Consider the following 24,117-nt stretch of genomic DNA (forward strand, 5'->3'; position numbering starts at 1 on the left):
GCATGGCAGCGCGACGCCTGTTCGGCAGCAAGAAGCGGGACTACATCACCCCGGAGCCGCACCCGAGCGGCGCCCGGCCGCCCAAGCTCCCGGGTGAGCTGGTGCCCAACCACGTCGCCTGCGTGATGGACGGCAACGGCCGGTGGGCCAAGGAACGCGGTCTGCCGCGCACCGAGGGCCACAAGGTCGGCGAGGCGGTCGTCCTGGACGTGCTCAAGGGCTGCCTGGAGATCGGGGTCAAGAACCTCTCGCTGTACGCCTTCTCCACCGAGAACTGGAAGCGCTCCCCGGACGAGGTGAAGTTCCTGATGAACTTCAACCGGGACGTCATCCGCCGCCGCCGCGACGAGATGGACGCGCTCGGCATCCGGATCCGCTGGGCCGGGCGGATGCCGAAGATGTGGAAGAGCGTCGTCCAGGAGCTCCAGGTCGCCCAGGAGCAGACCAAGGACAACGACGCGATGACGCTGTACTTCTGCGTCAACTACGGCGGCCGGGCCGAGATCGCCGACGCCGCGCAGGCCATCGCCCGGGACGTCGCGGCCGGCGTGCTGGACCCGAAGAAGGTCAACGAGAAGACCTTCGCCCGGTACCTCTACTACCCGGACATGCCGGACGTGGACCTCTTCCTGCGGCCCAGCGGCGAGCAGCGCACCTCCAACTTCCTGGCCTGGCAGTCCGCCTACGCCGAGCTGGTGTTCCAGGACGTGCTGTGGCCGGACTTCGACCGCCGCGACCTGTGGCGGGCCTGCGAGCAGTTCGCGCGCCGCGACCGCCGATTCGGCGGGGCGATCCCGAACGCCGTCGAGGACGAGGCGCCGGAGCTGCCGGCCCAGCGCTGAGCGGTGCGGTGACCGAGCGGGGCCCGGGTTCGACGAACCCGGGCCCCGCTCACGTACCGGCCGGTCAGGCCTTCTTGGCGCACTCGGCGCAGGTGCCGAAGATCTCCAGGGTGTGCGCGATGTCGCTGAAGCCGTGCTCGGCGGCGACCGCGTTGGCCCAGCGCTCCACGGCGGGGCCCTCCACCTCGACCGTCGCGCCGCACTGGCGGCAGACCAGGTGGTGGTGGTGCCCGCTGCTGCACCGGCGGTAGACGGCCTCGCCGTCCGCGGTGCGCAGCACGTCCACCTCACCGGCGTCGGCCAGCGACTGCAGGGTGCGGTACACGGTGGTCAACCCCACCGAGTCGCCCCGGTGTTTGAGCATGTCGTGGAGCTCCTGCGCGCTGCGGAAGTCCTCGATCTCGTCCAGGACCGCTGAGACGGCGGCTCGCTGCCGGGTCGATCGCGCGCGCGGCGACGGGCCTGCGGTGGTCACCGTGAGTCCTCCAGGTGGTCGGGTGCTGTCGCACCTCATTGTGCCAGCCCGGTACCGGAGAGCGGGGCGTCCGTACGGCTCCCGTCGTCCTGCCTCGGCAGGGCCACGTCACAGACCGCGGGGGCGTCCTGGGGGGCGGCCCGGTGCCGGCGCCGGGCCAGCGGCGCCGCGGCGGCGCTGAACAGCGCGAAGGCCGCGATGGCGAGCAGCACGATGGCCGGGCCCGACGGCACGTCCGCCTGGTACGAACCGGCGACGCCGAGCACCGCGACGCCGATCCCAAGGCCCACCGCCGCGGCCTGGGTGGCGGCGAAGGACCGGGTGACCTGCTGGGCGGCGGCCACCGGCACCACCATCAGCGCGCTGACCAGCAGCAGGCCGACCACCCGCATGGCCACCGTGACGGTGACCGCGGCGGTGACGGCGAGCAGCAGGTTGAGCAGCCGGACCGGGATGCCGGTGACCCGGGCGAACTCCTCGTCCTGGCAGACGGCGAACAGCTGCCGGCGCAGGCCCACCGTGACGGCCACCACGACGGCGGCCAGACCGCCGATGACCCACAGGTCGCTCGCCGAGACGGTGAGGATCGAGCCCCACAGGTAGCTCTCCAGGCTGCTGCTGCCGGCCTGCGGGCTCATGCTGACGAGCAGCTTGCCGCAGGCCATGCCGCCGTAGAAGAGCATCGCGAGGGCGATGTCGCCGCGCTGGTTGCCGCGCGAGCGGACCAGCTCCATGACGATCGCGCCCAGCACGCAGACCACCACCGCCATCCAGACCGGGCTGGTCTGGAAGACGAAGCCGAGGCCGACGCCGGTGAGCGCGACGTGCCCGATCCCGTCGCCCATCAGGGCCTGGCGGCGCTGCACCAGGTAGATGCCGACGGCGGGGGCGGTCACGCCGACCAGGACGGCCGCGACCAGGGCCCGCTGCATGAAGTCGAACTGGAGCATCTCGGTCATGACAGCAGCCCCTGGGCGCTCAGGTGGTGGTCGTCGGCGTGCGGGTGCACGTGGTCGTGGCCGGGCAGGGCGTGCTGGCCGACCCCGCGCGGCGGCGGGCCGTCGTGGGCGACGCAGCCGTCCCGGAGCACCACGGCCCGGTCGATCAGCGGCTCCAGGGGCCCGAGTTCGTGCAGCACCAGCAGGACGGCGGTGCCGCGCTCGACCTCGCTGCGCAGGGTGTCGGCCAGCACCTGCTGGCTGTCCAGGTCCACGCCGGCCATCGGCTCGTCCATGATCAGCAGATCCGGCTCGCCGACCAGCGCCCGGGCGATCAGCACCCGCTGGTGCTGGCCGCCGGAGAGCCCGGCGACGCCGTCCGAGGCGCGGTCGAGCATGCCGACGGCCGCCAGCGCCCGGTCGACCGCGGCGCGGTCCCGGCGGCGGAACGGCAGCATCCGGTGCTGCGGCAGCCGGCCGGTGGAGACCACCTCGCGGACGGTGGCCGGCACGCCGCCGGCGGCGGTGGTCCGCTGCGGCACGTACCCGATCCGCCGCCAGTCCCGGAACCGGCCCGAGGGGGTGCCGAACAGCTCCAGGCTGCCGCGTTGCAGCGGCACCGAGCCGATCACGGCCTTGACGGTGGTCGACTTGCCGGAGCCGTTGGCGCCGAGCAGGGCGACCACCTCGCCCGGGCGCACGGTGAGGTCGATGCCGCGCAGCACGGGGCGTCCACCGAGGGCGGCGGTGGCCTCGCGGAGGCGGACGGCGTCCGGTGCGGCGTCCGGTGCGGCGTCCGGGCCCGGGGGCGGGAGCGCCGGGCCGGGGCCGACCGCGGGGGAGGTGACGGAGCTCATGGGTGGGTGTCCCCTCAGCTGGTGGCGCCGAGCGCGGCCTTCAGGTTGGTGAGGTTCTGCTTCATGACCGAGAAGTAGTCGGCGGTCGCCGGGTCCTTGACGCCCTCGACCGGGTCGAGCACGGCCGTCCGCAGTCCCAGGTCGTGGGCGACGGTCTGGGCCAGCCGCGGGTCGACCAGGGTCTCGAAGAAGACCGTGCCGACGCCGTGGTCCCGGGCGGCCTGCTGGATGGCGGCGAGGCGGGCCGGGGTGGGCTCGGCCTCCGGGTCGACGCCGTTGATCGCGACCTGCTCCAGGCCGTAGTGGTCGGCGAGGTAGCCGAAGGCGGCGTGGCTGGTGACGAAGGTCTTGGTCTTCGTGCCGGCGAGGCCGTCCCGGAACTCGGTGTCCAGGGCGGTCAGCCGGGCCACCAGCTCGTCGGTGTTGTGCCGGTAGTCGTCGGCGTGCGCGGGGTCGGCCTTCGCGAACTCCGCGCCGACGCTGCGGGCGACCGCGGCGTAGCGGGTCGGGTCGAGCCAGATGTGCGGGTCGCCGGCCGGCCCGGTGTGTTCGTGGCCGGCCTCGCCGCCCTCCTCGGTGCCCTCGTCGAGGTGGTGGTCGACCAGCGGGGACGCGGCGGTGGCGTCGATCACGTGCTGGGAGTGGGTGCCCGCGACGGCCTTGTCGACGCTGGGCTGCAGGCCCTTGAGGTAGACGACGGCGCCGGCGCTCTGGACCGCGCCGACCTGCTTGGCCTTGAGTTCGAGGTCGTGCGGCTCGACGCCGGCCGCGGTGAGGCCGGTGACCTGGACGTGGCTGCCGCCGACCTGCTGGGCGAGGAACTCCATCGGGTAGAAGGACGCCACCACCTTCAGCCTGCCGTCACCGGTCGTGGCGCTGGAACTGCCGCCGCAGGCGGTGAGCAGCAGGGCGCCGACGGCTGCGGTGGCGGCGAGGGCTATCGAGGAGCGTCGGGTCGTCATGACAACCATTCTCATCTTAGGTGGAAATGATTGTCAACTCACCCGATTGGCTGATCGTGGAGCACGAATGTGCGACGTCGGCCGCGCGGGAGCGCCTGGCGCGCCGGGCGCGCGGTGAAACCGGTGTGACAGTGGGGCACGTGCGCCCGGTAACCTGGGGCATTCGGGTGCGTGCAACCAGCCGCGCCTTGACCGTGCCGTCGTACTGAAGAGAGCACTGTGGCCGCCGACAAGATCGACACCATCGTCAGCCTGAGCAAGCGCCGTGGCTTCGTCTATCCCTGCAGCGAGATCTACGGAGGTACGCGCGCCGCCTGGGACTACGGTCCACTCGGTGTCGAGCTCAAGGAGAACATCAAGCGCCAGTGGTGGCGCTCGATGGTCCACGCTCGGGAGGACGTCGTCGGTCTCGACTCCTCGGTGATCCTGGCCCGCGAGGTCTGGGAGGCCTCCGGCCACGTGGCGACCTTCAACGACCCGCTGACCGAGTGCCTCTCCTGTCACAAGCGCTTCCGCGCCGACCACCTGGAAGAGGCCTACGAGGCCAAGCACAACCGGCCGCCGGCCAACGGCCTGGCCGACATCAACTGCCCGAACTGCGGCAACAAGGGCGCCTTCACGGAGCCCAAGGAGTTCTCGGGCATGCTGAAGACGCACCTCGGCGTCACCGAGGACGCGGGCGGCCTGGCCTACCTGCGCCCGGAGACCGCGCAGGGCATCTTCACCAACTTCAAGGCCGTCCAGACCACGTCGCGCCGCAAGCCGCCGTTCGGCATCGCCCAGACCGGCAAGAGCTTCCGCAACGAGATCACCCCCGGCAACTTCATCTTCCGCACCCGCGAGTTCGAGCAGATGGAGATGGAGTTCTTCGTCAAGCCGGGCGAGGACGACCAGTGGCACGAGTACTGGCTCCAGCAGCGCTGGGACTGGTACGTCGACCTCGGCCTGCGGACCGAGAACATGCGCTTCTTCGAGCACCCGAAGGAGAAGCTCTCCCACTACGCCAAGCGCACGGTGGACATCGAGTACCGCTTCAACTTCGGCGGCACCGAGTTCTCCGAGCTGGAGGGCATCGCCAACCGCACCGACTACGACCTCACGGTGCACAGCGAGGCCTCCGGCCAGGACCTCAAGTACTTCGACCAGGAGTCCGGCGAGCGGTACTTCCCGTACGTCATCGAGCCGGCCGCCGGTCTCAACCGCGCCATGCTGGCCTTCCTGCTCGACGCCTACTTCGAGGACGAGGCGCCCAACGCCAAGGGCGTCATGGAGAAGCGCGTCGGCATGCGGCTCGACCCGCGCCTGGCCCCGGTCAAGGTCGCCGTGCTGCCGCTGTCGCGCAACGCCGACCTCTCGCCCAAGGCCCGCGGCCTGGCCGCCGACCTGCGCACCGCGTGGAACGTCGAGTTCGACGACGCCGGCGCGATCGGCAAGCGCTACCGCCGCCAGGACGAGATCGGCACGCCGTTCTGCGTCACCGTCGACTTCGACACCCTTGAGGACAACGCGGTGACCATCCGCGAGCGCGACACCATGGCGCAGGAGCGCGTCTCGCTCGACCAGGTCAAGTCCTACCTCGGCGCCCGCCTGATCGGCTGCTGACCGGGCCACCGCCCAGGTCCTGGACGGCCCCCACCGCCTCGCGCGGCGGGGGCCGTCCGGCGTCTCAGCCCCGGCCCCGGGAGCGCCTGCGGCCCGTGCCCCGGGCGGCCGGCTCGGTCGGCAGCCCGGCCGTGCGCAGCGCCGCCAGCGCCGTCCGGGCGCGGGCCTCGTCCAGCAGGGCGACCGCGGCGAGCAGCCCCTCGTACAGCCGAGGGCGGGGCAGCACCGCCCGCCCGAACTCGCCCAGGCCGCTCGCCGAACGCAGCCGGACCACTTCGCCGACCAGGTCCACCGCGAGCCCGTCGGCCAGCTGCCCGACCACCTCGACCACCTCCGGGATCGGCCGGCCGGCCGCCTGGTGGAGCAGCACGCGACCGTCCCCGGCCCGGCCCGCGGCGGACAACCGCTCGGCCAGTCGCGCCAGTTCGGCCGCCGAGGCGGAACCCCACTCCCACAGCAGGGTCTGTCCGTCGGCGGTCTGCCCGGCCTCTTCCAGGGCGGCCAGCAGCTCGGGCAGCCCGGCGGCGGGCACCGCGCGCAGGAGGTGGAACAGCTGCGCGGCCTCCTCGGCCAGGCCCGCCTCCCGCAGCCCGGCCAGCGTCCCGACCGACTGGGCGGCCGGCCCGCCGGCGGTCGACCGGACCAGGTAGCCGGCCGCACCGGCCGGGCCGGCCGCGCGCAGCCGGACCGCCAGCCGGACCACGTCGGCCGGTGCCAGCGCCAGCGCGGCCCGGGCCGCGAGCGCCGCCGACTCGTCGCCGGAGCCCCGACGGTGCAGGTCGGCGATCATCGCGGCCAGCGCGGTCAGCTCCTCCTCGGAGCGTGTCCGCGGTCCGGGCGAGGGGGCGGGTTCCGGCTCGGGCTCCGGCCGGCCGGCCGCCGGTAACTCGGCGGTCCGCACGTCGTCACCGCGGACCTCGTCGGGTCGCACCCCGCCGAACCGGGCCCCCCGCATCGGCGCCGCCGGTGCCCCGACCGGCGCGGCCGGCGGCGCGCTCGGCGCCGTCTCCCGCGGCCCGGCCTCGTAGCCGCCGGCGAACCTGGCGCCGGTGGGAGCGCGCCGCGGCTGCGCCCCGGCCTCCTGCCGCCGCCCCTCCAGCTCCCGCAGCCTCTCGTCCTGCTGCCGGCAGCGTTCGCTCAGCCCCTCCCGGAGCCTGCGTGCCTGGCCGAGTTGGTGCAGCAGCTCGTCGGGTGGCGCGGAGGGCGGCTGCGCCGCGGCCCGCACGGCCTCGGTCAGCCTCCGCTCGCGCATCGCCGCGTACTGCCGGGCGCGCAGCAGCTCGTCGAGCTCGGCCCGCACCCCCTCGACCTCGTCCGTCGTGGGGCCCAGCTCCTGGACTGTCATCGTGTCGGACCCGACCTCTCCGCCCGAGGACTCCTGCCCCGCCCCAGGCCATGCCTGGCAGCCATCCTGGCCCGCCGATACGGCAGCCATGTTACGGGCACAAGTCGGTGCCCTTACGGCTGGAAGTGGATCAACTGCCGTGCAGGGTAAGGCCGGTGGTCCGGCAGGCTCAGCCCTCCAGCCTGGCCCTGGCCTCCATCAGGGCGAATCCCAGCAGGTTGAGGCCGCGCCACCGGTACGGGTCGGTGGCCCGCTCGTCGTCGGCCGCCAGGCCGATCCCCCAGAGCCGGTCGAGCGGGCTGGCCTCCACCAGCACCCGGCGGGCGGTGCCCAGCAGGTAGGAGCGCAGCTCCTCGCTCGACCCGAACTTGGCGACGTTGCCGCGCACCACCAGCTCGAACCGCTCGGCGGCCCAGCGCCGCTCGTCGAAGCGCGCGACCTGCCGTCCCAGCTTCTTGGCCTCGGCGGGCGACCGGGCCGCCAGGATCCGCGGCACGATCGCCTCGTCCCCGAACAACCGGGCCTTGCCGGCCATCATCCAGTGCTCGGCGGTGGGGTAGCGCGTCCCGTCCACGGTGAACGGGGCCGGCCACCACTGGCTCAGCGAGCCGGGCCCGACGCTGCCGTCCCGCTCCGGCTGGTGGCCCCAGAACAGCAGGTACTTGGGCCGGGCTCCGTGCGCCACCAGGGCGGCGAGCTCGTCGCGGCTGCGGGCGTCGGTGGGAGCGGCGGGCGTCGCGGGTGTGGTGGGTGCGGCGGGCGTCGCGGGTGTGGTGGGCTGCGCGGTGGTCATGGCGCACATCGTCGCACCGCGCGCCGACGGCCGACCATCGCTTTCCGCGGCGCCCCGGAGCGCGCGGGGACGGCGTCCCGGAGTGCCGGGCGGTGGTGCCCCGGAGCACTCCGGCCGGCCGGTGTGCCGGGTGGGGGACAATGGAGAGTCTTGAACCCCTCCCCCTGAGGACTTGCCGCGCATGACCACCACGCCCGCGCCCGCCCCGGCCGCCACCGAGTTCGCGCCGCTGAACATCGGCCCGATGCAGGTCTGGCCCCCCGTCGTGCTGGCCCCGATGGCGGGGATCACCAACGCGCCGTTCCGCACCCTGTGCCGTGAGCAGAGCGGTGGCCGCGGCCTGTTCGTCTCCGAGATGATCACCACCCGGGCACTGGTCGAGCGGAACGCCAAGACCATGCAGCTGATCCACTTCGACCCGAGCGAGAAGCCCCGCTCGATCCAGCTGTACGGCGTGGACCCGGCCACCGTCGGCAAGGCCGTCCGCATGATCGCGGACGAGGACCTGGCCGACCACATCGACCTCAACTTCGGCTGCCCCGTCCCCAAGGTGACCCGCAAGGGCGGCGGCTCGGCGCTGCCGTACAAGCGCAACCTGCTCCGCGAGATCCTCCGGGAGGCGGTCGCGGGGGCCGGCGGCCGTCCGGTGACCATGAAGATGCGCAAGGGCATCGACGACGACCACCTCACCTTCCTGGACGCCGGCCGGATCGGCGCGGAGGAGGGGGTCTCGGCGATCGCCCTGCACGGCCGCACCGCCGCCCAGCACTACGGGGGCACCGCGGACTGGTCGGCGATCGCCCGGCTGCGCGAGGCCGTCCCGGCCGGGATCCCGGTGCTGGGCAACGGCGACATCTGGTCGGCCGACGACGCGCTGCGGATGATGCGCGAGACCGGCTGCGACGGCGTGGTGGTCGGCCGCGGCTGCCTGGGCCGGCCCTGGCTGTTCCGGGACCTGGTCTCGATCTTCGAGGGCGAGGTGGACTACGCCCGCCCGGCCTTCGCCGACGTGGCCCGCTCGATGCTCCGGCACGCCCAGCTGCTCGGTGAGTGGATCGGGGACGAGACCCGCGGTGTGATCGACTTCCGAAAGCACGTCGCCTGGTACACCAAGGGCTTCTCGGTCGGTTCCGAACTGCGGGTCAGGCTCGCCAGCTCCAGCTCCCTGGCCGAGCTCGGCGACACCCTCGCCCAGGTTGACCAGGCACAACGGTGGCCGGCGGGTGCCGACGGCCCGCGCGGGCGGACGAGTGGCAACAACCGCGTCGTCCTCCCCGAGGGGTGGTTGGACGATCCGTACGACTGCGCGGTACCGAGCGTGGACGCCGAACTGGACACCTCTGGCGGCTGACCGCTACGGAGTGGACAAAAGGGCCGCTCCGGCGTGCAGGCCGCCTCGGACGGGCACTCTTGGACAACCTGGCCAAGAGGGCTCCTTTGAGGCAGATTTCAGTCACGGTGGGCTGTTCCCATGTGACGCAATGCCACGATCGGCGGAGGTCGACTACGACCGACGGCTGAGATGCGCCCGTGACGCTGGCCACATATCGTTGCAGTTGACGCCCGGTCAGAGGTCTCTGCGGCGGTGAGCGGGTGTGAATCGCTTCCCGAAGGGGCTTTCCGGTGGATCGGCGCGGCTGGATGCAGGAAATCAAGCCGGGGCAACACAGTGGTTCGCGGGCCACTACGCTCTGTCCGGTTCGTGTGATCTTCAGGTTTCGTTGTGTTCACTACTTGAAGCATCACTAGCGTCAGCCGGACGATTTCACCAACAGAGGTAAACGCCCTGACGGGCATTCGATCTGTCGGGTCTCCGCGGATCCCGAGCCTCGTACGTCATGTCGACGGCGCGGCACCACCTTCGAAATGGGTATGTTCTCCGGCGTCAGGGCAACCGTGTGCGAGGAGACCGACCCGTGCCGTCCGAGCAGAAGTTTGTTTACTCCTTCACCGAAGGAAACAAGGACCTCAAGGACCTTCTTGGCGGCAAGGGTGCGAACCTCGCCGAGATGACCAACCTGGGTCTCCCCGTCCCCCCGGGGTTCACCATCACCACCGAGGCCTGCAAGGTCTTCCTGGAGACCGGCAGCGAGCCGGGATCGCTCAACGACGAGATCAGCCGGCACCTGCTGGCCCTTGAGTCCGAGATGGGCAAGCAGCTCGGCCAGGCCGACGACCCGCTGCTGGTGTCCGTCCGCTCCGGAGCGAAGTTCTCCATGCCGGGCATGATGGACACCGTCCTGAACATCGGCCTCTCCGACGCCTCGGTGACCGGCCTGGTGGCCCAGTCCGGCAACGAGCGGTTCGCCTGGGACTCCTACCGCCGCCTGGTCCAGATGTTCGGCAAGACCGTGCTGGGCGTCGAGGGCGAGCTGTTCGAGGACGCGCTGGACGAGCTCAAGAGCGCCAAGGGCACCGAGAACGACCTCGACCTCACCGCCGAGGACCTCAAGGTGCTGGTGGAGACCTTCAAGGGCATCGTGCGCACCGAGACCGGGCGCGAGTTCCCGCAGGAGCCGCGCGAGCAGCTGGACCTGGCCATCCACGCCGTCTTCCACTCCTGGAACGGCGACCGGGCCCGCCTGTACCGCCGCCAGGAGCGCATCCCGAACAGCCTGGGCACGGCCGTCAACATCTGCAGCATGGTCTTCGGCAACCTCGGCGAGGACTCCGGCACCGGTGTCGCCTTCACCCGCGACCCCTCCACCGGTGCCCAGGGCGTCTACGGCGACTACCTGCAGAACGCGCAGGGCGAGGACGTCGTCGCCGGCATCCGCAACACCCTCCAGCTCGCCGACCTGGAGCAGCTCGACAAGAAGTCGTACGACGAGCTGATGGCGATCATGCACACGCTCGAAACGCACTACCGCGACCTGTGCGACATCGAGTTCACCATCGAGCGCGGCAAGCTCTGGATGCTGCAGACCCGGATCGGCAAGCGCACCGCCGCGGCCGCCTTCCGGATCGCCGTCCAGCTGGTCGACCAGGGCCTGATCGACCTCGACGAGGCGCTGCACCGGGTCACCGGCAGCCAGCTGGCCCAGCTGATGTTCCCGCGCTTCGCGCCCACCTCGGAGACCCGGCCGGTGGCCTACGGCATCGCCGCCTCGCCCGGCGCCGCGGTCGGCCGGGTGGTCTTCGACTCGTACACCGCCGTCAAGTGGTCCCGCTCCGGCGAGAAGGTCATCCTGGTCCGCCGGGAGACCAACCCGGACGACCTGGAAGGCATGATCGCCGCCGAGGGCATCCTGACCTCGCGCGGCGGCAAGACCTCGCACGCGGCCGTGGTCGCCCGCGGCATGGGCAAGACCTGTGTCTGCGGCGCCGAGGAGCTGGAGGTGGACACCAAGAACCGCAAGTTCACCACCTCCGACGGCCAGGTCGTCCACGAGGGCGACGTGGTCTCCATCGACGGTGCGAACGGCAAGGTCTACCTGGGCGAGGTCCCGGTGCTGCCGTCCCCCGTGGTCGAGTACTTCGAGGGCACCCTGCACGCCGGCGCCGACGTCCAGGGCGGCCTGGTCCAGGCCGTGCACCGGCTGATGTCGCACGCCGACGTGCGCCGCCGGCTCGCGGTGCGGGCCAACGCGGACAACGCCGAGGACGCGAACCGCGCCCGCCGCTACGGCGCCCAGGGCATCGGCCTGTGCCGCACCGAGCACATGTTCCTCGGCGAGGAGCGGCGCAAGGAGGTGGAGCACCTGATCCTGGCCGACAACGACAAGGACCGCGAGCAGGCGCTCTCCACCCTGCTGCCGCTGCAGAAGGGCGACTTCCTGGAGCTCTTCCAGTCGATGGACGGACTCCCCGTCACCGTCCGGCTGCTCGACCCGCCGCTTCACGAGTTCCTCCCCGACATCACCGAGCTGTCGGTGCGCGTCGCCCTCGCCGAGGCCCGCAAGGACCCGAACGAGAACGACCTGCGCCTGCTCCAGGCCGTGCACAAGCTGCACGAGCAGAACCCGATGCTGGGTCTGCGCGGCGTGCGCCTCGGCCTGGTCATCCCCGGCCTGTTCGGGATGCAGGTCCGGGCGATCGCGGAGGCCGCGGCCGAGCGCAAGCTGGCCGGCGGCGACCCGCGGCCCGAGGTGATGATCCCGCTGGTCGGCACCGTCCAGGAGCTGGAGCTGGTGCGCGACGAGTGCGAGCGGGTGCTCGCCGAGGTCGTCTCGTCCACCGGGGTGTCGCTGGACATCAAGCTGGGCACCATGATCGAGTTGCCGCGCGCCGCGGTGACCGCCGGTCAGATCGCCGAGGCCGCCGAGTTCTTCTCCTTCGGCACCAACGACCTCACCCAGACGGTCTGGGGCTTCTCCCGGGACGACGTGGAGGCCAGCTTCTTCACCGCGTACCTGGAGAAGGGCATCTTCGGCGTCAGCCCCTTCGAGACCATCGACCGGGACGGCGTCGGCTCGCTGGTCAAGCTGGCCGCCGAGGCCGGCCGGGCCACCCGGCCCGACCTCAAGCTCGGCGTCTGCGGCGAGCACGGCGGCGACCCGGACTCGGTGCACTTCTTCCACGAGGTGGGACTGGACTACGTGTCCTGCTCCCCCTTCCGGATCCCGGTGGCGCGCCTGGAGGCAGGCCGCGCCGCCCTTGAGACGGCGGGCAGCGACTCGCGCTGACGGGCCGGGGACATCCCCCCGTCGACGTGGTCCCATCGCTGACCGCACCCCCTCCAACCGGGGAGGGGCGTACGGCGGAGCTCGGCGCAGGAGAGCCGCCGTACGTGAGCAGTCGGGGCGGGAACGGACAATGGCGTCCGTTCCCGCCCCGGCGGCGTTTCGCGGGGTGAACGGGCCGGCCGTGGGCAAGCTGGGCCCATGCGCAGCCGACCGCTCACCGCCCTCGCCCTCGTCCTCGCCGTCTGCGCCCCGGCCGGCTGCGGCGGCTCCGCGCCGGGCCCCGCCGCGTCCACGGTGTCCGCTGCGGGCTCGCCGGGCGGCTGGGTGCCGGACAGTTCCGCCCTGGCGGACGTCTGCCGCTCCGCGCTGCCGGAGCAGGCCGCCCGGACCCTCGCGCTGATCGCGGCGGGCGGGCCGTACCCGTACCGCACGGACGGGGTCGTCTTCGAGAACCGGGAGAACCGGTTGCCCCGCCGGCGCGGCGGCTACTACCACGAGTACACCGTGACCACCCCGGGCTCGGGCGACCGGGGGGCCCGCCGGGTGGTGACCGGCACGGCGGGGGAGCGCTACTGGACCGCGGACCACTACGAGTCGTTCCGGGAGATCGACGTCAGGTGCTGAACGCGCCGCCGCACCCCGCGGCCGCCACCGGAGCCCGCCCGCCGCGCGGCCGACGGCGCCCCGACCACCGATCACCGACCACCGACCACCGGCCGCCGTGGCCGGTGCCGGCGCCACGCGGGCGGACGTGGCCGGTCCGGCCTCCTTGCGCCGGAGGGGCCGGGTCGCGAGGATCATGACCATGCCCACCTTCACCGCCCCCGACGGGACCACCCTCGCCTACCGCCGGATCGGCCGCGGCGAGCCGCTGATCTGTCTGCCCGGCGGCCCGATGCGCGCCGCCGCGTACCTGGGCGACCTCGGCGGCCTGGCCGCCCACCGCACGCTCGTCCTGCTCGACCTGCGCGGGACCGGCCGCTCCGGGCGCCCGGACGACCCGGCGGGCTACCGCTGCGACCGGCAGGTCGCCGACGTCGAGGCGCTGCGCGCCTACCTCGGCGCGGAGCGGATCGACCTGCTGGCGCACTCCGCGGGGGCGGGCCTGGCCACCCGCTACGCCGCCGAACACCCGGAGCGGATCGGCCGGCTCGCCCTGGTCACCCCGGTCACCGCGGCCGTCGGCATCCCGGTCGACCTCGACGACTTCCGGGAGTCGGTGCGGCTGCGCGGCGACCCCGCCTGGGGCCCGGCCGCACTGGCCGCGATGGAGGCGGCGCTGGCCGGTGCCCTCACCCCCGAGCAGTCCGACGCCATGCAGCCGCTCCTCTACGGCCGCTGGGACGAGGCGGCCCGGGAGCACGCGGCGACCGGCCCGGCCCAGCGCAACCCGGAGGCGGCGCGGGCGTTCTGGGCACCGGGCGCCTTCGACCCGGAGAGCACCAGGGCGGGCCTGGCCGGTCTCAAGGCGCCCGTCCTGGTGCTGTCCGGCGAGCTCGACGGCGGCCCGTCGCCGCGGCGGGCCGAGGAGTTCGCCGAGGCGTTCCCGCAGGGCGTCCACCGGGTGCAGCCGGGCGCGGGCCACTTCCCGTGGCTCGACGACCGGGAGCGGTTCGTGCGCACGGTCGTGGAATTCCTCGGCCGCTGAGGGCGGGAGGTGGGAGGATCACCTCCCGATGACCCAGACCACCGATCCCGCCCTCGACTCCCTGCACGGCCTCTCGGTCGGCGACGCCCTCGGCGCCCAGTTCTTCGTCCCCGACAACCACCACCACCTGGACCTGCGTCCGGCCCCGCCCGGGGTCTGGCCCTGGACCGACGACACCGAGATGGCCTGCTCGGTGCACGCCGCCTTCACCGAGCGGGGCGCGGTCGACACCTTCGACCTCACGCATGCGTTCGCCCGCCGCCACGACTTCGACCGCGGCTACGGCCCGGCCGCCAACCGCCTGCTGCGGCTGGTCCGCGAGGGCGGGGACGCCCCGGCCCTCGCCGCCGCGCTGTTCGACGGCCGGGGCTCGTTCGGGAACGGCGCCGCGATGCGGGTCGCCCCGCTCGGGGCGGCGTTCGCGGCGGACCCGGCGGCCGTGGTCCGGCCGGCCGCCGACACCGCCGTGATCACCCACACCCACCCGCAGGCCGTCGACGGGGCCATCGCCGTCGCGGTGGCCGCCGCCCACGCCGTCCGGGCCCGCACCGAGGCGACCGACCCGGCCGGCTTCCTGCGGGCCGTCGGCGAGCTGACCCCGGACGGCGCCGTCCGGCGGGGCATCGCCGAGGCGGCGCGGCTGCTCGGCGCGGACGCCCGGACGGCCGCGCGGGTGCTCGGCAACGGCAGCCGGGTGAGCGCCGCCGACACCGTTCCGTTCGCCCTGTGGGCCGCCGCCCGCCACCTCGACGACTACCCGACCGCGATCAGGGAGACGCTCTCGGCCGGCGGGGACGTGGACACCACCGCGGCGATCGTCGGCGGCATCGTCGCAGCCCGGACCGGGACCGAGGGCATCCCCGCCGCCTGGCTGGCCGCCCGCGAGCCGCTCCCGGCCTGGGCCCTCCCGGTGCCCGGCAGCGTCGCGGGCCCCGCAGGGGAGCCGCGGACGATCCGGCTGCCCCGCCCCGCGCCCGTCCCGGAGACGGTCTGGAGCGAGGAGCAGTGGCAGCGGACCAGGCAGGGCGTGCTGCCCAACGACCCGGACGGCGTCTGGCGGGCCCACACCCGCGAGGGCGTCCTCCACCTGTACCTCGCGGCCGGCGGGGACGCCCTGGTCGAGATCGCGGTGGAGCCGGTGCCCGGCGGCCACGGCCGCGGCTGGCGCCCGGTCTCGGCGGTCCACGAGGCGCACCCCGCGGCCCACCGGGGCGGCGCGGAGGGCCTGGTGGAGACGCTGCTGCGGCTGCTGTGAGTCCGGCCCGGCCTGATCGGGTGACGCCCGCCGGGAGCGGCCGCGGGCGTCGCGCGGCCGATCTAGGCTGCGGGCATGGCACATCTGCTCTCCGTGAACCTCGCCCGTCCACGCCCGAACCCGGCCAAGCCCGACAGCGGCTCCACCGGCATCGACAAACGCCCGGTGGAGCACGAGGTACGGCTGCGCGCCCCCGGCCCCAAGACCGGGGGCCTGGGCAGCGGCCTGATCGGCGACAGCATCTTCGACTCCCGCAACCACGGCGGCGACGACCAGGCCGTCTACGCCTACTCCCGGGAGAGCCTGGACCACTGGGAACGCGAGCTGGGCCGCGAGCTCACCGGCGGCAGCTTCGGCGAGAACCTCACCACCGCGGGGCTCGACGTCGACCGGGCGCTGATCGGCGAGCGGTGGCGGATCGGCGACCAGGTGGTGCTGGAGGTCTCCTCGCCGCGGATCCCCTGCTCGACCTTCGCCCGCTGGCTGGACGAGCGGGGCTGGGTCAAGCGCTTCGCCCAGGGCGCGCTGCCCGGCGCCTACCTGCGGATCGTCGAACCCGGCGTGATCCGGGCCGGTGACCCCGTCACCGTCGAGCACCGTCCGGACCACGACGTGACCGTCGAGCTCTGCTTCCGCGCGCTGATGACGGAGGCCCGGCTGCTGCACCGGCTGGTGGACGTCGACGCGCTGCCCGAGGAGGTCCGGGAGCTGGCCCGCAAGCGGACCGGTGGCGCCCCGCCGTTCGACCCGCAGGAGTGGGAGACCGACGACTGAACGCCCGGCGCGGGCCCCTGCGCACGGCGCGCGGACAGGACGGCACCCGCACGCACGGCGCCGACCGGCCGCCGCCCCCGGGGCAGCGGCCGGTCGGCGCCGCGGACCGCGGTCAGGCCGCGATCAGTGGGCCGCCGTGTCTAAGACACTCCTGGTTGAGCGCCGGATCCGGCGCGCTCGGCGAGGTCGCGGCGGCGATCCGCAGCTCGATGATGTCGCGGACGGCCTCCCACTCCTCGCTCAGGATCGAGTAGAACGCGGTGCTGCGGACCTCGCCGTCCAGCCCCCGCGAGTGGGCCCGGCGGACGCCCTCGCAGGTGGCACCGAGGCGCTCGATCGCGGCGCGCGAGCGGGTGTTGCGGGCGTCCGCACGCAGCGAGATCCGCTGCACGCCCCAGACCTCGAAGGCGTGCCGGAGCATCAGCAGCTTGGCCTCGGTGTTGATACCGGTGCCCTGGGCACGCGGCGAGAGCCAGGTGTTGCCGATCTCGGCGGCGTCCGGGACGGCCAGCAGCGGGTCGCCGTACGGCACCCCGGGGACCGGGGGCCAGACCAGCGGCCCCTGCCAGTAGTCCAGTTCCAGGAAGCGGGTCGAGCCGACCACCCGGTCGTCGGCGGTGCTCACCGTGGCGAACGGCAGCGACCGTCCCGCGGCCCGGTCGGCCAGCGCGCGGGCGACGTACTCCCGGGCCGCTTCCAGGCCGTGCGGCACGGGGGTGAAGGCGTAGGTCGTACGGTCCTCGGCGCCGGCCTCGGCCAGGGCCGCGGCGTGGTGCTCGGCGAGGGGCTCCAGCCGCACGGTGCGGCCGTAGAGGGTGACGGGTACGGGCACGGATCCTTCGGTCCTTCGGCATTCGGAGGGGCCGTTCGTGCCGGGGTACGGCACGAGGGCTGTGGTCTTTCGCCCCGGCCCCGGAATCGACCGCCGCGGCCCGTCGCGACCCCCGGAACGCGGGCGGTGCGGCGGAGCGGCGGCCCGGAAGCGGGCAGCGCGGTGCCGGAACGGCATCGGGTCGACGGGACCGTACCGGCGGGATGAGCGAGGGGACAGTGTGCGTCCGCGAGATGGCCGAGAGGGGAATGAGAGCGCGAAGGAAGCAGGCGGCCAGGTGAAGGCAAGGTGCGAGAGGAGTGGCTGGCCGCGCAACGGACCGGGTCGTGGCCCGCGCCGTGACAGACGGCGTGGCGACGACGCGACGATGCGAGGCAGCGAGAGGACGATACCCGTCCGAGGGCGGTGCGTCACCTCGCATCGCGCGAACGGGGGCGCGCGCGGCCCGCCGCCCGCCCGGATCCGCCCGGTGCGGACCGATTCGGGGGTTCCCACCAGCGGTTTTCCGGGCAGGTGAGAAGATTTCCGGGACGGGGAGAAGACACCGGGCGCGGCGGGAATGTCGGCGGCCTCCGGCACGCTGGACTGAAGCAGGCGGCCGGGCCGTGACAAGGCACTCCGCCGTGGGCGGGCCCAGCCAGGGCCTGCCCGGTGAGACGACGAGACGGAACGGGGTTGGGTGCACCGTGCGTGATCCCAAGGAGCTGTACCGGTCGGAGCCGCTGGGCGTGGCCGCGCTGGCCGCCGCCCGCGACGCCGCGGCCGAGGCGGACAGCGGCCTGGTACTGCTGTACCACTTCGAGGGCTTCATGGACGCGGGCGAGGCCGGCGGTCAGGTCGTGGCGCACCTGCTGGAGCACGGCAGTCCGCAGGTGGTGGCCAGGTTCGACCACGACCGCCTGGTGGACTACCGGGCCCGCCGCCCGGCGATGACCTTCGACCGCGAGAGCTGGACGGACTACGACCCGCCGGAGATCCTGCTCCAGCTGGTGCACGACTCGGTCGGCGCACCCTTCCTGGTGCTCACCGGCCCCGAGCCGGACACCGAGTGGGAGCTGTTCGCGGCGGCGGTACGCGGCCTGATCGAGGAGTTCGACGTCCGGCTGTCGGTCGACTTCCACGGCATCCCGATGGGCGTGCCGCACACCCGCCCGGTCGGGGTCACCCCGCACGGCAACCGGCTCGACCTGGCGCCGGGCTACCCGAAGTGGTTCGAGCAGGCCCAGGTGCCGGGCAGCGCCCAGGCGCTGCTGGAGTACCGCCTCGCCGAGGCCGACCACGACGTGCTCGGCTTCGCCGTCCACGTGCCGCACTACATCGCCCGCTCGGCCTACCCGGCCGCCGCGGTGGTGATCCTGGAGGCCGTGCAGTCGGCCACCGGCCTGGTGCTGCCCGGCAGCGAGCTGCGGGTGCGGGTCGACGAGGTGTACGCCGAGATCGAGGACCAGCTCACCCAGGGCGACGGCGAGCTGCGCTCGGCGATCCGCGGCATGGAGGGCCAGTACGACGCGGTGGCGGGCGCCGAGGACCGCGAGAGCCTGCTCGCCCAGACGGCCGACCTGCCGTCCGCGGACGAGCTGGGCCGGCGCTTCGAGGAGTTCCTGGCCGAGCACGAGCGCGACGCGGACTGAGCCGCTCCGGCCGGGGCCCGGCCCCCCGGCGGGCCGGTGCGGCCGGGAGGGTGAACACGAGCCGGGGACGGGATCGATTCCCGTCCCCGGCTCGTTCGTCCTCTTCGGACGCCCGGGGGACGGGCCGTCCGCCGTTCACCGATGACGGCCCGACCCCGGGGGAAGCGATGGGCACCACTCTCAGGCGCGCCGGCCTGCTGTCCGGCCTGGCCGGGCTGCTGGCGCTCGCCGGCTGCGGCGGCGGGTCCGCCCCCGCCCCGGCGCCGTCCCCGCCGGCGTCCGCCGTGGCCCCGACGGCGTCCGCCCCGGCCGCCACGACCCCGCCGCCCGTGCGGCCCTACGCGGCGCTCGGCGACTCGTACACCTCGGGCCTGCGGATCCCCCCGCAACAGGGCACCCCGCGGGGCTGCGCCCGCTCGGGGGTGAACTACCCCTCGCTGGTGGCGGCCCGGCTCGGGCTGAGCGGCCAGGACTTCCGGGACGTCAGCTGCAGCGGCGCCCGCACCGGCGACCTGACGGCGCCCCAGCAGGCCGCCGGCGGCGCCAACCCGGCCCAGCTGGAGGCGGTCTCGGACACCACCCGGCTGGTCACCCTCGGGATCGGCGGCAACGACGTCGGCTTCATGGACGTGCTCGGGCGCTGCGCCATGGAGAGCGTCAAGCGGTCGGTGGCCGCGGCGCTGACCGAGCAGCCGGGGGCCGAGGCGCCCTGCCGGGCCCACTACAGCACCGGCGACGGCACGGACGAGGTCGGACGGGCGATCGAGGCGACCGGCCCGAAGGTGGCCGAGGCCGTGCGGGAGATCCGGCGGCGGGCCCCGCTGGCCAGGGTGCTGCTGGTGGGGTACCCGGCGATGCTGCCGGCCGATCCGGCGGCCTGCGCGGCCACCCTGGGCTCCGGCGTGGCCCCGGGCGACCTGGCCTTCCTGGCGGAGAAGCAGCGGCAGCTCGACGCGATGCTGCGGCGCAGCGCCGAGCAGGCCGGTGGCGTCTTCGTGGACACCTCCACCCCGTCGGCCGGGCACGACATGTGCGCGGGCGAGGACGAGCGCTGGGTCGAACCGCCGCTGCCCGCGGCGGGGCTGGCCCCGCTGCACCCGAACGCCAGGGGCGAGCAGGGGATGGCCGCCGCGGTGCTCGCGGCGGTCACCCCCTGACGCCTCCGACCGCCGGGCCCCTCAGGCCGTCCGGACGGGGTGGACCGGGATCCGGACGCCGTCGTCGTCCAGGCACTGGCCGGTCGCCAGCTCGAAGCGCTGCTTGAGCAGCGGTGAGGCGACGTACGCCCGGCCGTCGGCGGTGGTGCCGAGCAGGCCCCGGGAGAGCACGTAGGCGCCGGTGAACGGGTCGCGGTTGGCGATCGCGTACAGGGTGTCCGTGCTGTCCCGGAAGACGGCGGCCTGCCGGCCGTCGGGCAGCAGGACGGCGACGCCGCGGCCGGGGGTGAGCAGGTCCCAGTCGCAGACCGGGGTCCAGGTGCGGTCGGCGAACAGCTCGACGCGGGTGGTGGTGCGGACGGGTGCGGTCATCGGGAGGCCTCCAGGATCGGGGCGCGGTCGGGGTCGAGGGCGGCGAGCAGGTCGGCCTCGGTGGCGAGCAGCGTCAGGTCGGGCTTGACCTGGTCGCGTTCGGCGGTGAAGCGGATGCTGGGGTCGGGCACGCCGGGGGCGTTGACGAAGGAGACGAACCGGGCGAGGCGCGCGGGGTCGGCCAGGGTGGCGGCCCACTCGTCCTCGTAGTCGGTGACGTGGTGGGCCATCATGGCCTCCAGGTCGGCGGCGAGGCCGAGGCTGTCGTCGACCACCACGGCCCGGACGTGGTCCAGGCCGCCCTCGATCCGCTCCAGCCAGGCAGAGGTGCGCTCCAGCCGGTCCGCGGTGCGGATGTAGAACATCAGGAGCCGGTCGATCAGCCGGATCAGGCCCTCGTCGTCGAGGTCCTGGGCGAGCAGGTCGGCGTGCCGGGGCGTGGCGCCGCCGTTGCCGCCGACGTAGAGGTTCCAGCCGTTGGAGGTGGCGATCACCCCGAAGTCCTTGCCGCGGGCCTCGGCGCACTCCCGGGCGCAGCCGGAGACCGCCGACTTGAGCTTGTGCGGGCTGCGCAGGCCGCGGTAGCGCAGCTCCAGCCGGATCGCCATGGCGACCGAGTCCTGCACGCCGTACCGGCACCAGGTGGAGCCCACGCAGGACTTCACCGTGCGCAGCGACTTGCCGTAGGCGTGGCCGGACTCGAATCCGGCCGCGACCAGCCGGTGCCAGATCTGCGGGAGCTGGTCCACCCGGGCCCCGAACAGGTCGATCCGCTGACCGCCGGTGATCTTGGTGTAGAGGCCGAAGTCGCGGGCCACCTCGCCGATCACGATCAGCCTGTCCGGGGTGATCTCGCCGCCGGGGATGCGCGGCACCACCGAGTACGAGCCGTTGCGCTGGAGGTTGGCCAGGAAGTGGTCGTTGGTGTCCTGCAGCGCACTCTGCTCGTCGTCCAGGATGTGCCCGGAGACGGCCAGTTCGGGCGCCAGCGAGGCGATGATCGAGGCGACGGTGGGCTTGCAGACCTCGCAGCCCTCGCCGCCCAGCCGGCCGTGCTCGGCCAGCAGCCGGCGGTGCGTCGGGATCCGCTTGACCCGGACGATCTCGTACAGCTCCGCGCGGGTCTGCCCGAAGCACGGGCACAGGCCCCGGTCGACCTCGACGCCGGAGGCCGCCAGCTCGTCGTCGACGACGGTGCCCAGCAGCTTGAGGCAGGAGCCGCAGCCGGTACCGGCCTTGGTGCACTTCTTGACCTCGGGGACGGTGGTGCAGCTGTGCTCGGTGACGGCGGCCCGCACGGCGCCCTTGGTGACGTTGTGGCAGTTGCACACCACCGCCTCGTCCGGCAGCGCGGAACTGCCCAGCTGGACGGGCGCGCCGAGGTGGGCCGGCAGCACCAGCGACTCGGCCGGGACGGGCAGCGGGGTGCCGGTGCCGGCCAGCGGCCGCAGCGCGGCGTACGCCTCGGCGTCGCCGACCAGGATGCCGCCGAGCAGCGCGCCCTCGGGCGTGACCACCAGCTTCTTGTAGACGCCGGCGCGGGAGTCGGAGTACACCACGTCCAGGGCGCCGGCGGTGGTGCCGAAGGCGTCGCCGAAGCTCGCCACGTCGACGCCGAGCAGCTTGAGCTTGGTCGACAGGTCGGCGCCGGTGAACGGCTGCACGGCCTGCCGGGCCAGCTGCTGGGCGACCGTGCGGGCCATCTCGTAGCCGGGCGCGACCAGGCCGTACACCCGGCCGTCGCAGGCCAGCGCGCACTCGCCGATGGCGAACACGGCCGGGTCGGAGGTGCGGCACAGCTCGTCCACCGCGATGCCGCCGCGCTCGCCGACGGTCAGCCCGCAGTCCCGGCCGAGCTGGTCGCGGGGGCGCACGCCCGCCGAGAAGACCACCAGGCCGGTGTCCAGCCGGGAGCCGTCGGTGAACGCCATGCCGGCCGCCCGGCCCCCGTCCGAGACCTCGACGGCGGTGGTGCCCACTCCCGTGTGCACCACCACGCCCATGCCCTCGATGGTGCGGCGCAGCGCCTCGCCGCCGCCCTCGTCGACCTGGACCGGCATCAGCCGGGGCGCGAACTCGACCACGTGGGTCTCCAGCCCGAGCCCGCGCAGCGCGCCGGCCGCCTCCAGCCCGAGCAGCCCGCCGCCGACCACCGCGCCGACCGTCTGCCCGGCCGCGTACGCCTCGATGGCCTGGAGGTCCTCGATGGTGCGGTAGACGAAGCAGCCCTCGGCGTCCTTGCCCGGCACCGGCGGCACGAACGGGTACGAGCCGGTGGCCAGCACCAGCGTGTCGTAGCGCAGGGTGTGCCCGGCCGCGGTGGTGACCGTCCGGGCGGTCCGGTCCACGGCGGTGACCGGCGAGGACAGGTGGACCTCGTAGCCGTGCCGGTCGGTGAAGCCCTCCTCGGCGAGCAGCAGGTCCTCGGCCGTCCGGCCGGAGAAGTACGAGGTGAGGGCGACCCGGTCGTAGGCGGGCCGCGGTTCCTCGGCGAGCACGACGACCCGGTAGCGGTCGGCGGCACCGGTCTCGGCCAGGGCCTCCAGGAAGCGGTGGCCGACCATGCCGTACCCGACCAGGATCAGCGTGGGCTTGGTGGTGGTCATCAGGAAGTCCCTCCGGTGGTGGTGCTCTGCGTGGTGAGCAGGTGGAGCGGGTGCGCGGGCAGGGCCTCGTCGCCCTCCCAGGCGTTGGCCAGGGTGCCGACCGTGTCGAGGTCGCCGAGCAGGACGCCGCCGACCAGGCGGTCGCCGCCCTGCCCGTCCGGGCGGACGATCACCTTGCGGTAGGTGCCGCGGGCGGCGTCCGCCAGCCGGATCACCCGGTCCTCGGGGTCGGCCTCGGTCGCGCCGAAGGCGGCCAGGTCCAGCGGGGTGCCGCCGGGACCGGCCAGGGTCAGCCGGGTCAGCGGCCGGCTGCCGCGGTAACCGGCCTCCGGGGCGGCGTCCTCGCCGCCGAGCAGCCGGGCCAGCCGGTCGGCCTGGGCCAGCGCGGGGCCGGCCAGGCCGTAGACCACGCCGCGGTGCTCGGCGCAGTCGCCGACCGCGTGGACGTGCGGGTCGTCGGTGCGCAGCCGGTCGTCCACCGTGATGCCGTTGCGGGTGGCGAGCCCGGCGGCCCGGGCCAGGCCGGTCCGCGGCCGGACGCCGACGGCCAGCACCAGCAGCTCGGCCTCCATCCGGAAGCCGTCGGCCAGTTCGATGCCGCGCACCCGGCGGTCCGCGGTGAGCACCGAGCGGACCCGGCACTCGGTGTGCACCTCGACCCCCAGGTCGGTCAGGTGGGCGGCGAGCAGCGCGGCCGCGTCGGCGTCCAGGTGGCGTTCCATCAGGTGCTCGCCCTGGTGGGCCAGCAGCACCGGGACGCCCCGCGCGGCCAGCGCCCGGGCGGCGCTCACCCCGAGCAGACCGCCGCCGACCACCACGGCCCGCCGCACCCGCGGCAGGTAGGCGTCGACGTCGGCGCAGTCCGCCATGGTGCGGAAGGCGAACACCCCGGCCGGCAGTTCGTGCCGCTCCCGGCCGGCCGCCGACTCCTCGAACAGCCCGCGCAGCGGCGGCAGGACGGGGTTGCTCCCGGTGGCGAGCACCAGGTCGCCGTAGCCGACGGCCGAGCCGTCGTCGCACAGCACCCGGCGCTGCGCCCGGTCGATCCGCACCACCCGGGTCCGGCGCCGGACGGCCCGCCCGGGCAGCGGCGCGAGCGCGGCCACCTCGGCCGGGTACCGTCCGGCCAGCACCTCGGCCAGCAGCACCCGGTTGTACGGCGGCCACTCCTCCTCGCCGAGCAGGACGACCTCGCGCCGGCCCTGCCCGGTGAGCTGCTCGGTGAGCCGGTGGCCGGCCATGCCGCCACCGACCACCACCACGCGGCTGTCGCTTGCTGTCATGTCCCAGAGCATCGGCCGCAGGTGTTACCCGTCCGGGGCCGCCCGGTTTCGCGAGCGGAACTTCGGCCTCAGCGCCGCCCCCCGGCGGTTGTGAGCGCGGCGGCCGAGCGGCGCCGCCGC

The 24,117-nt window shown here is 74.1% G+C and carries 20 protein-coding genes; 10 read left to right on the top strand and 10 right to left on the bottom strand.

The annotated features are described in order from the left end of the window. The first annotated feature begins 2 nt into the window (after positions 1–2). Positions 3–842 carry an isoprenyl transferase gene (locus ACIOFR_RS00785; protein ID WP_400991463.1) on the top strand — a complete coding sequence of 280 codons (840 nt, stop codon included), beginning with the start codon at positions 3–5 and terminating at the stop codon, positions 840–842. Positions 843–906: 64 nt separating this feature from the next. Here ACIOFR_RS00785 and ACIOFR_RS00790 read toward each other — a convergent pair whose 3' ends face one another. The 4 genes from ACIOFR_RS00790 to ACIOFR_RS00805 are packed head-to-tail and all read right to left on the bottom strand — an operon-like array spanning position 907 to position 4,074. Beyond that, positions 907–1,317, bottom strand: a complete 411-nt coding sequence (locus tag ACIOFR_RS00790) for a Fur family transcriptional regulator (protein ID WP_371496938.1) — start codon at positions 1,315–1,317, stop codon at positions 907–909. Between the two features lie 35 nt (positions 1,318–1,352). Further along, complete coding sequence (locus ACIOFR_RS00795; RefSeq protein ID WP_400991464.1) at positions 1,353–2,276, bottom strand: metal ABC transporter permease; 924 nt, start codon at positions 2,274–2,276, stop codon at positions 1,353–1,355. After that, positions 2,273–3,112, bottom strand: a complete 840-nt coding sequence (locus tag ACIOFR_RS00800) for a metal ABC transporter ATP-binding protein (protein WP_400991465.1) — start codon at positions 3,110–3,112, stop codon at positions 2,273–2,275. The genes ACIOFR_RS00795 and ACIOFR_RS00800 overlap by 4 nt, the downstream gene beginning before the upstream one ends. A 14-nt stretch (positions 3,113–3,126) precedes the next feature. Continuing rightward, positions 3,127–4,074 carry a metal ABC transporter substrate-binding protein gene (locus ACIOFR_RS00805; RefSeq protein WP_400991466.1) on the bottom strand — a complete coding sequence of 316 codons (948 nt, stop codon included), beginning with the start codon at positions 4,072–4,074 and terminating at the stop codon, positions 3,127–3,129. 219 nt (positions 4,075–4,293) lie between these two features. Here ACIOFR_RS00805 and ACIOFR_RS00810 point away from each other — a divergent pair, with 219 nt between their 5' ends. Then, positions 4,294–5,676, top strand: a complete 1,383-nt coding sequence (locus ACIOFR_RS00810; protein WP_400991467.1) for a glycine--tRNA ligase — start codon at positions 4,294–4,296, stop codon at positions 5,674–5,676. Positions 5,677–5,740: 64 nt separating this feature from the next. On the opposite strand, the gene ACIOFR_RS00815 is transcribed toward ACIOFR_RS00810, so the two are convergent. Next, complete coding sequence (locus ACIOFR_RS00815; RefSeq protein WP_400991468.1) at positions 5,741–7,021, bottom strand: hypothetical protein; 1,281 nt, start codon at positions 7,019–7,021, stop codon at positions 5,741–5,743. A 169-nt stretch (positions 7,022–7,190) separates the two neighbouring features. Then, positions 7,191–7,814, bottom strand: a complete 624-nt coding sequence (locus ACIOFR_RS00820) for an NADAR family protein (RefSeq protein ID WP_400991469.1) — start codon at positions 7,812–7,814, stop codon at positions 7,191–7,193. A 181-nt stretch (positions 7,815–7,995) separates the two neighbouring features. On the opposite strand from ACIOFR_RS00820, the gene dusB reads away from it, so the two are divergent. The 6 genes from dusB (at position 7,996) to ACIOFR_RS00850 (ending at position 16,116) form a co-directional block, all read left to right on the top strand. Next, a complete protein-coding gene (gene dusB, locus ACIOFR_RS00825) occupies positions 7,996–9,165 on the top strand; it encodes a tRNA dihydrouridine synthase DusB (protein ID WP_400991470.1) in 1,170 nt (389 codons plus the stop codon). 547 nt (positions 9,166–9,712) lie between these two features. Next, entirely contained in the window at positions 9,713–12,439 is a 2,727-nt protein-coding gene (gene ppdK, locus ACIOFR_RS00830) for a pyruvate, phosphate dikinase (RefSeq protein ID WP_400991471.1), read from the top strand. Between the two features lie 198 nt (positions 12,440–12,637). After that, entirely contained in the window at positions 12,638–13,063 is a 426-nt protein-coding gene (locus tag ACIOFR_RS00835; protein ID WP_400991472.1) for a ribonuclease domain-containing protein, read from the top strand. A gap of 181 nt (positions 13,064–13,244) precedes the next feature. Beyond that, positions 13,245–14,087: an alpha/beta fold hydrolase gene (locus tag ACIOFR_RS00840; RefSeq protein ID WP_400991473.1), complete on the top strand. Its 843-nt coding sequence runs from the start codon at positions 13,245–13,247 to the stop codon at positions 14,085–14,087. 28 nt (positions 14,088–14,115) lie between these two features. Continuing rightward, the gene (locus ACIOFR_RS00845) at positions 14,116–15,342 is read left to right on the top strand and encodes an ADP-ribosylglycohydrolase family protein (RefSeq protein ID WP_400991474.1); all 1,227 of its coding nucleotides are present in this window, start codon (positions 14,116–14,118) and stop codon (positions 15,340–15,342) included. A 75-nt stretch (positions 15,343–15,417) separates the two neighbouring features. Further along, positions 15,418–16,116, top strand: coding sequence for an MOSC domain-containing protein (locus tag ACIOFR_RS00850; RefSeq protein WP_400991475.1), 699 nt, complete (start codon positions 15,418–15,420; stop codon positions 16,114–16,116). Positions 16,117–16,228: 112 nt separating this feature from the next. Here the strand turns inward: ACIOFR_RS00850 and ACIOFR_RS00855 are convergent, their stop codons facing one another. After that, on the bottom strand, positions 16,229–16,948 hold the full coding sequence (locus tag ACIOFR_RS00855; protein WP_400991476.1) for a GNAT family N-acetyltransferase: 720 nt from the start codon (positions 16,946–16,948) through the stop codon (positions 16,229–16,231). Positions 16,949–17,634: 686 nt separating this feature from the next. Between ACIOFR_RS00855 and ACIOFR_RS00860 the strand changes: the two genes are divergently transcribed. Both ACIOFR_RS00860 and ACIOFR_RS00865 read left to right on the top strand, forming a co-directional pair. Then, positions 17,635–18,579, top strand: coding sequence for a PAC2 family protein (locus ACIOFR_RS00860; RefSeq protein ID WP_400991477.1), 945 nt, complete (start codon positions 17,635–17,637; stop codon positions 18,577–18,579). Between the two features lie 167 nt (positions 18,580–18,746). Further along, positions 18,747–19,736, top strand: coding sequence for an SGNH/GDSL hydrolase family protein (locus tag ACIOFR_RS00865; RefSeq protein WP_400991478.1), 990 nt, complete (start codon positions 18,747–18,749; stop codon positions 19,734–19,736). 21 nt (positions 19,737–19,757) lie between these two features. On the opposite strand, the gene nirD is transcribed toward ACIOFR_RS00865, so the two are convergent. The 3 genes from nirD to ACIOFR_RS00880 are packed head-to-tail and all read right to left on the bottom strand — an operon-like array spanning position 19,758 to position 23,997. Continuing rightward, a complete protein-coding gene (gene nirD, locus ACIOFR_RS00870) occupies positions 19,758–20,108 on the bottom strand; it encodes a nitrite reductase small subunit NirD (RefSeq protein WP_400991479.1) in 351 nt (116 codons plus the stop codon). Then, a complete protein-coding gene (gene nirB, locus ACIOFR_RS00875; protein WP_400991480.1) occupies positions 20,105–22,714 on the bottom strand; it encodes a nitrite reductase large subunit NirB in 2,610 nt (869 codons plus the stop codon). Before nirB ends, nirD begins: the two co-directional genes overlap by 4 nt. Beyond that, complete coding sequence (locus tag ACIOFR_RS00880; protein WP_400991481.1) at positions 22,714–23,997, bottom strand: NAD(P)/FAD-dependent oxidoreductase; 1,284 nt, start codon at positions 23,995–23,997, stop codon at positions 22,714–22,716. Before ACIOFR_RS00880 ends, nirB begins: the two co-directional genes overlap by 1 nt. Positions 23,998–24,117 lie beyond the last annotated feature (120 nt).

It is taken from the genome of Kitasatospora sp. NPDC088346, assembly GCF_044740765.1.
Classification (GTDB): Bacteria; Actinomycetota; Actinomycetes; order Streptomycetales; family Streptomycetaceae; genus Kitasatospora.